Source organism: Streptomyces sp. NPDC004542, assembly GCF_040610035.1.
Taxonomy (GTDB): Bacteria; Actinomycetota; Actinomycetes; order Streptomycetales; family Streptomycetaceae; genus Streptomyces.
Map to the genome: position 1 here is coordinate 1 of NZ_JBEXLP010000203.1, position 2072 is coordinate 2072.

At 70.3% G+C, this 2072-nt stretch carries 1 protein-coding gene and 2 pseudogenes; 1 reads left to right on the plus strand and 2 read right to left on the minus strand.

The window, feature by feature from the left end:
* Both ABZX30_RS38050 and ABZX30_RS38055 read right to left on the minus strand, forming a co-directional pair.
* A pseudogene (locus ABZX30_RS38050) lies at window positions 1–182 on the minus strand (amino acid ABC transporter permease); the annotation flags it as partial.
* Window positions 179–1042 (minus strand): transporter substrate-binding domain-containing protein, encoded by an 864-nt coding sequence (locus ABZX30_RS38055; RefSeq protein ID WP_355943014.1) that lies wholly within the window; start codon window positions 1040–1042, stop codon window positions 179–181. The pseudogene ABZX30_RS38050 and the gene ABZX30_RS38055, both read right to left, overlap by 4 nt.
* A 179-nt stretch (window positions 1043–1221) precedes the next feature.
* Here ABZX30_RS38055 and ABZX30_RS38060 point away from each other — a divergent pair.
* Window positions 1222–2013 (plus strand): annotated as a pseudogene (locus ABZX30_RS38060) (aminotransferase class V-fold PLP-dependent enzyme); the annotation flags it as partial.
* Window positions 2014–2072: the final 59 nt, after the last annotated feature.

Consider the following 2072-nt stretch of genomic DNA (forward strand, 5'->3'; position numbering starts at 1 on the left):
TTGTCCGCCTGCGCGAACTGTTTCCGCTGCTGTCCCCAGTCGGCCGTGCCCGCGACGGGGGTCACGGCGGCGACGAAGACGGCGTACTGGACGCCGCGGGACAGCCTGCGCTTCTGGCGGCGGGTCAGGCCCTTCTTCTTCGGCGGCACCACGGTGCGGGCCGGGTCGGTGGTGTCGCTCATGAGGCGGACGGGGAGGCCGCGGCGGCGTCGTAGGGGCCGATCCACTTCTCGTACAGCTTCTTGTACGTGCCGTCGGCCTTGGCGTCGGCGATCGCCTTGTCGACGGCGGCGAGGAGCTCGGTGTTGCCCTTCTTCACCGTGAAGCCGTACTGCTCACCGGTGTTGATGTTGTCGACCGTCTTGAAGGCGTCGGCGTTGGCCTTGTCCTTCAGCCAGCCCTGGACGACGGGGTAGTCGATGACGACGGCCTGGACCTGGCCGGTGCGCAGGCCGTTGAGGACCGCGTCGGAGGACTCGAAGGAGACCGGGTCGTAGCCCTGCTTCTTGACGTAGTCCTCGCCGGTGGTCTGCGCCTGGGCGCCGAGCTTCTTCCCCTTGGCCTTGACGTCGGCGAGCGAGGCGATGCCGCTCTTCTTGGTGACGAGGACGGCCTGGGTGGCGTTGAAGTACGGGTCGGAGAAGTCGACGTGCTTCTTGCGCTCGGCGGTGATGGTCATGCCGGCCGCGGCGAGGTCGCACTGGCCGGAGTTGAGGAAGGCGCCGGTCTTGAAGTTCTCGAAGGGCGTGTCGACGATGGCCTGCTTCACGCCGAGGTTCTTGGCGACCAGGTCGACGAGGGAGACGTCGAAGCCCTGGACCTTGCCGTCGATCTCCGACTGGAAGGGCGGGTACGGCAGGTGGGTGCAGGTGGTGAGCTGCCCCGCCTTGACGAGTTCGACTCCGCCGGCGGCGGTCTTCGAGCCGCTGCCGCCGTTGCCGGTGGAGGTGCAGCCGGAGGCACCGACGGCCACGAGCGACAGCCCGGCGATCGCGGTGGCGGCGGTCAGGACGCGGGTCCGGCGCCCGGAGAAGGTGGTCACGGGAGAGCCTCCTGTGGGGGGGAACTATGGGTTCCGATTATAAGGAGATGTTTGGGTCTCTCAAATCAATCCGATGGTTACCGAGCCGCCCGACCTAAGAAATCACCGGTCGATGACGAGCGGTCCTGGCCGGTTACGCTCGACTTCACCTGTTCCCCGTGAGCGAAGAGAGCACCCTCGTGACCCACGCCTTCCTCGATCTCCCCCCGCTGAGCGCCGCGAGGTTCGCCGCCATCGAGGACCGGGTGGCCCGGCTGCTCGGCACCCGTCAGGACGTCGTGATCACCCAGGGCGAGGCGCTGCTGCCGCTGGAGGGGGCGATCCGGGCGACCGCGGGGCCGGGCACGACCGCGCTGAACGTGATCACCGGTCCCTACGGGCAGACGTTCGGGGACTGGCTGCGGGACTGCGGTGCCACGGTGCACGACCTGGCGGTGCCCTTCCACACGGCGGTGACGGCGGCGCAGGTCCGCAAGGCCTTCGCCGAGCACCCCGGGATCGACTTCGTGTCGCTCGTGCACGCGGAGGCGGCGACCGGCAACACCAACCCGGTGGCGGAGATCGGCGAGGCGGTACGGGAGCAGGGCGCCCTCTTCTATCTGGACGCGGTCGCCTCCGTGGGCGCCGAGCCGGTGCTGCCGGACGCCTGGGGCGTGGACCTGTGCGTGATCGGGGCGCAGAAGGCGATGGGCGGTCCGGCGGGAGTGTCGGCGGTCTCGGTGAGCGAGCGGGCCTGGGCGCGGATGGCGGCGAACCCGCGGGCGCCGCGCCGGTCGTACCTGTCGCTGCTGGACTGGAAGGAGCGCTGGATCGACGGCGGCCGCACGACGCTGCTGCACGCTCCCGCCCAGCTGGAGATGCTCGCCCTGGAGGCCTGCCTGGAGCGGATCGAGACGGACGGCCTGGACACCGTGATGGCCCGGCACCGGCGCGCCGCGCGGGCGGCCCGGGCCGGGGCGGCGGCCCTGGGCGAGGCCAGAACCTGCGCGTGATCTCCAAGCCCGCCAAGATGGGCACCGAGCTCGCCATC